Genomic DNA, 5,022 nt, shown 5'->3' with positions numbered 1-5,022 from the left:
CCGGGTTGGTCATGGAGACGATGAGTGTGTCGTCGGTCGTCCGGCAGGCGATCTCCACGGTCGCGTGGTCGGGGGAGTGCTTCACGGCATTGGAGGTCATCTCGGTGAGGACCCGGGAGAGCGTCCGCCGGTCCACCACCGGCTCACCGGCGCGGGGCAGGGCCATGTGTGAGTTCACCCGGAGGTTGTGGGCCCGCAGTTCACGTGTCGCGGTGGCCAGCGCCGCGCGGACCGTCGGCGGTGGACCGGTCAGGGAGGAGTCCTGACCGGCCTGCATCTCCGAGTTCAGCAGTCGCAGCATGGTCCGCAGCTGCTCCAGAGCCGCCCGGGAGGTCCGGGAGATATCCGCAAGACCGTCGCGGAGCTCACTGTTCTCGTCCCCGGTGGCCGTGAGCTCCAGTGCCTGGGACCTCATGACCACACTGGTCAGTGAGGTGGCGACCGAGTCATGGAGGTCTCGCGCCAGCCCCAGCCGCTGTCGGCGTTGAGTGTCGGCGAGCGTGCGTCGCAGAGCGGCGTTCCGGATCTCCTGGGTGAGACGGTTGCGGCCGAAGAGGAAGCTGGTGCCGAGGATGACCAGGATCACCACCAGGACAGTGGGATCCGTGTCCACCGTGTGGCCGGAGAAATCCACCATGGCCAGTCCGGTCTGCACCAGGACCAGTATGAGACCCACTCCGGCAAGGCCGTTGGCAGTGACCACCTCAATGAGGATGACGACGAAGAAGATGGCGAAGGTGCCTGCGTCCCCCGCGACATAGGAGGACGCGATGGCGAAGGGGACCGACAGCACCGCCGCCGTCTGCGGCCACCGCGCCGCAGCCACCACCAGAAGGACACCTGCCACGGCGCACGCCACGGACTCCGGGGTGACGGGTTCGGAGGAGACGACGAACTCGGTGACCAGCACGAGTACCGCCAGCACGATCTCGGGGGCCCCGAACGGGATCCTCGGTCTCAGCCTGTTCACCGCCACCTCCCGGCTACTGCTTGTAGCTCGCGAGGAAGTTGCCGAGTCGTTCAATCGCCTCGGCGAGGTCGCGGGCCCACGGCAGGGTGACGACGCGGAAGTGGTCGGGGGTCGGCCAGTTCATGCCGGTGCCCTGGACCAGGTGAATTTTCTCGGCACGGAGCAGGTCGAACATGAACTGCTCGTCGTCGTGGATCTCGTGGACGTTCGGGTCCAGTTTCGGGAACGCGTAGAGCGCGCCCATCGGCTTCACGCAGCTCACACCGGGAATCTCATTGAGCTTCTCATAGGCCACGTTGCGCTGCTCCAGCAGACGCCCGCCGGGAAGCACCAGGTCATCGATGGACTGGCGTCCGGACAGTGCAACCTGGATTCCGTACTGGGCCGGGACATTGGCGCACAGTCGGGTCGAGCACAACAGCTCGATACCCTCGATGAAGCCCTTCGCGTGCGCCTTCGGCCCGGTCAGCACCATCCAGCCGGAGCGGAAACCTGCGGCGCGGTACGCCTTCGACAAGCCGTTGAAGGTGATGCACAGCAGGTCAGGGCACAGGGACGCAGTGTTGATGTGGACCGCGTCATCGTAGAGGATCTTGTCGTAGATCTCGTCGGAGAGCACCAGCAGGGAGTGCTCCCGGGCGACCGTGACAATCCGCTCAAGCACTTCACGGCTGTAGACCGCGCCCGTCGGGTTGTTCGGGTTGATGACGACGATCGCCTTGGTCCGTGGTGTGACCTTCGACTCGATGTCCTCGATCGACGGCGCCCAGCCGTTCTCCTCGTCGCAGAGGTAGTGGACGGCCTTTCCACCGGCCAGGGTCGTCGCCGCGGTCCACAGCGGATAGTCCGGCGAGGGGATGAGGACCTCGTCGCCGTCGTTGAGCAGGGCCTGCGTGGTCATGGAGATCAGTTCGGAGACGCCGTTGCCGAGATAGACGTCGTTGGTGGTGAACGTCGGGAAATCGGGGATGACCTCGTAGCGCGCCACAACCGCGCGTCGGGCGGAGGGGATGCCCTTGGACTGGGAGTATCCGGCGGCGGAGGGCAGGGCGGTGATCATGTCCTGGACGATGGTGTCCGGGGCATCGAAGCCGAAGGCGGCCGGATTACCGGTGTTGAGCTTGAGAATCCGGTGGCCGTCGGCCTCCATGCGCTCGGCCTCGGCATTGACCGGGCCGCGGATCTCGTAGAGGACATTCTGGAGCTTCGTCGACTGGTCCAGGGGACGAAGCTCCACGGGGTGCTTCGGTGTGGTGCTCATTCGTCCCATCATGCCAGCGTGGGGGGCACCGCGCCCCGGTACCCCGCTATTCGGTGGTCTCCCCGCCCGGGTTGTCCGTGTCACCTGCGCCACCGTCGGTGTCTCCGGTTCCGGTGCCCGGTCCGCCGGTGTCCCCGGGGGAGGTGGTGTTCCCCGGGGTCCCGGTGTCTTCGGGGTCGCCGGAGTCATGGCCGCCGCCGCCAGGCCCGGACTCGCCGGTGTCCGTGGCGCTGCCGTCTGTGGTGTCGGTGGCGCCGCCGCCGGTGCCGGTACCGCTGTCGGTGCCGTAGGAGCCGGTACCGGCCCCGCTGCCGAGACCGTCACTGTAGGGGTCGAATCCGTACCCCTGCTGTACGGGTGGGACTGCGGCGACGGAGGTGGCGGTGCGGGAGTCCCAGGCGGACGGGCGGTCGTAGCTCGGCACCACGCTGGTCAGCGGTGAGGAGTCGGTGACGTCGTTGCCGCGCATGAGTCCGACCGAGACCAGCCCGACCAGGGCGGCGAGGACCGCGCCGGCGCCCAGGACCCAGGCCCACGGGGGGACGGCGGCGAGGCCACGGCGCCGGTCGTCCCCGGTGTCGTCGGCCCCGTCCCCGTCCCTTTCCTCGTCCCCGACCGAGGTCGGGGAGGTGGCGGTGGTCGGTGGTGGAGTCTCAGACGGGGTCGCCGGAGCAACGGTCCCGGCTGCCGCCGTCGCGGGGGGAGGCAGAGTCGCCGGACGGGGGCTGTCGTCGTGCACCGCGGGGATGATGCCGGTCATCTCCGGGTCCGAGGTACTGCCCAGAGCCTCTGCGCCGGTGACATCTCCGCCGACCACATCGGCGTCGATGACGTCGTCACCGCCGGTACCGCCGGTGCCGGCGTTCCCCACGACATCGGCGGTGTACCCGCGGGTTGCTGCGTCTCCGAAAGAGAACTCCGTGTCCTCGAACGCCGCGGTGTCCCGGGGGCGGTCACCACCGGTGGAGCGCTGGGGATCTGAGGGTTCGTTCATCTGATTTCTTCGTTCCGTCGGGCCTGCGTCGGTCTGTGGGTCGGTCGCCGGGGACCCGGGGTCGGTCGCCGGGGTCGGTTTCCGGGGCCGGTCTCCGGGGCCGGGCTGTACGTTATGGACTGTTCCATACTAGTCGGAGTCCGGACCACCGTTAATCCACGCGATGATCCCGCGGCGTGCGGCCCTCCCCTCCGGGGTCGGCGTCAGTGGGTGGACGTGCACCGCGCCCGCGGATACGTGCATCGCGTGCTTCACCCCGCACGTGGTCAGTCGCCGGTCGAGGGCGACGGCATCGGCGTGGAGGATGTCCCGGGTTCCTGTCCAGACCCCGACCGGCGGGAGGGACGCCAGCTGCGCGTCTGTCGCCGCCAGCGGACTGACCAGCGGGTCGTCCGGTCTCAGGTTGCCCGCCCAGGCCTCACCGGCGACACGCAGCCCCGCCGGGTGCAGCCAGGGGTCGTCGGCGATGAGGGCGTCGGTCCCGGGGGTGGAGCAGGTGACGTCGAGCCAGGGGGAGACCAGGGCGAGCCGGTCGACGGCCGCGGCCGCGTCCGCCGCAGCGGTCGAGAGAATCCACCCCAGGGCGAGACCGCCGCCGGCGGAGTCCCCGGCGAGACGCAACCGGTGACCGGTCACCGCAGCCTGGGCCGCGGCATCACCGATGACCCTGTCCAGCAGGGCGAGGGCGGTCTTTGCGTCGTGGTCCGGGGCGAGCCCGTAGTCCGGGACGATGACCCGCATGCCCGCACCCGCGAGGTCGCTGACCAGCTTCCAGTGGCGTTCGTCGAGGCCGTTGACGTAGCCGCCGCCGTGGAGGTAGACGCAGATGTCGAGCGGGGTGTCACGGGGCGCGTCGGTGGCGGGGACGAGACTGTGCACGGTGAAGGTGCCGCCGGTGACGGTGACCTCGGTCTTCACGACATGGTTGACCTGGTAGAGCTCGTGCGGGACAGGAGCGGAGTGGCGGGGCCGGGACATGAGGTCGCGGACCCGGTCACCGGACGCCCATGTCATGCGCCGGTGGCGCTTCGCGTAGGCGGCGAACAGCTTCATCTGCAGGCTCATGAGGTCCGATCGTAGGTGGTCAGACGGTCTCCGGGAAAAGATCCGGAAAAAGTTGAGCGTACCGGGAACAAGTCTGTGGCGTGTGCCGTTGTACCGTATGTCAACAAGTTGAGCCGGACATACTCAACTAGGCTTGACAGTCCGGTTCGCCGGATGCAGACTTGAGTCCGGCTCACTGAACAAACAGTGCAACAACTTCAGCACCAACAACAGGAGGACGTCATTATGGGACGCGCAGTGGGAATTGACCTCGGTACCACCAACTCGGTGGTTTCTGTTCTGGAGGGTGGCGAGCCCGTCGTCATCGCCAACTCCGAGGGCGCCCGCACCACCCCGTCCGTCGTCGCCTTCGCCAAGAACGGTGAAGTGCTCGTCGGACAGTCGGCCAAGAACCAGGCCGTCACCAACGTCGACCGCACCATCCGCTCCGTCAAGCGCCACATCGGTGACGACGGCTGGACCACCGGCGAGATCGACGGCAAGAAGTACACCGCGCAGGAGATCTCCGCGCGTACCCTCATGAAGCTCAAGAGGGACGCCGAGTCCTACCTCGGTGAGGACGTCACCGACGCCGTCATCACCGTCCCGGCCTACTTCAACGACGCCCAGCGTCAGGCCACCAAGGATGCCGGCCAGATCGCCGGACTCAACGTCCTGCGCATCGTCAACGAGCCGACCGCCGCCGCCCTGGCCTACGGTCTGGAGAAGGGCGACAAGGAGCAGACCATCCTG

Annotated in this window: 5 protein-coding genes; 1 reads left to right on the top strand and 4 read right to left on the bottom strand. The window is 67.9% G+C overall.

The window, feature by feature from the left end:
• The 4 genes from QZV72_RS09710 to QZV72_RS09695 form a co-directional block, all read right to left on the bottom strand.
• The coding region (locus QZV72_RS09710) for a sensor histidine kinase (protein WP_297007914.1) at positions 1 to 970 on the bottom strand (970 nt) is incomplete at its 3' end.
• A 13-nt stretch (positions 971 to 983) separates the two neighbouring features.
• On the bottom strand, positions 984 to 2,231 hold the full coding sequence (locus tag QZV72_RS09705) for a pyridoxal phosphate-dependent aminotransferase (RefSeq protein WP_297007912.1): 1,248 nt from the start codon (positions 2,229 to 2,231) through the stop codon (positions 984 to 986).
• 46 nt (positions 2,232 to 2,277) lie between these two features.
• Positions 2,278 to 3,225 (bottom strand): hypothetical protein, encoded by a 948-nt coding sequence (locus QZV72_RS09700; RefSeq protein WP_297007909.1) that lies wholly within the window; start codon positions 3,223 to 3,225, stop codon positions 2,278 to 2,280.
• A gap of 129 nt (positions 3,226 to 3,354) precedes the next feature.
• Positions 3,355 to 4,290, bottom strand: coding sequence for an alpha/beta hydrolase fold domain-containing protein (locus tag QZV72_RS09695; RefSeq protein ID WP_297007905.1), 936 nt, complete (start codon positions 4,288 to 4,290; stop codon positions 3,355 to 3,357).
• 225 nt (positions 4,291 to 4,515) lie between these two features.
• Here QZV72_RS09695 and QZV72_RS09690 point away from each other — a divergent pair.
• On the top strand, positions 4,516 to 5,022 hold a 507-nt coding region (locus QZV72_RS09690; RefSeq protein WP_297007902.1), incomplete at its 3' end, for an Hsp70 family protein.

Source organism: uncultured Corynebacterium sp., from assembly GCF_902782855.1.
GTDB lineage: Bacteria > Actinomycetota > Actinomycetes > Mycobacteriales > Mycobacteriaceae > Corynebacterium.
Note: the sequence above shows the minus strand (reverse complement) of the source record. Positions and strands in the feature narration are given on the sequence as shown.

What these genes read in the sequence shown, in the direction of transcription:
- QZV72_RS09705 (WP_297007912.1), bottom strand. Translation starts at nt 2,231, where the DNA reads ATGAGCACCACACCGAAGCACCCCGTGGAGCTTCGTCCCCTGGACCAG.
- QZV72_RS09700 (WP_297007909.1), bottom strand. Translation starts at nt 3,225, where the DNA reads ATGAACGAACCCTCAGATCCCCAGCGCTCCACCGGTGGTGACCGCCCC.
- QZV72_RS09695 (WP_297007905.1), bottom strand. Translation starts at nt 4,290, where the DNA reads ATGAGCCTGCAGATGAAGCTGTTCGCCGCCTACGCGAAGCGCCACCGG.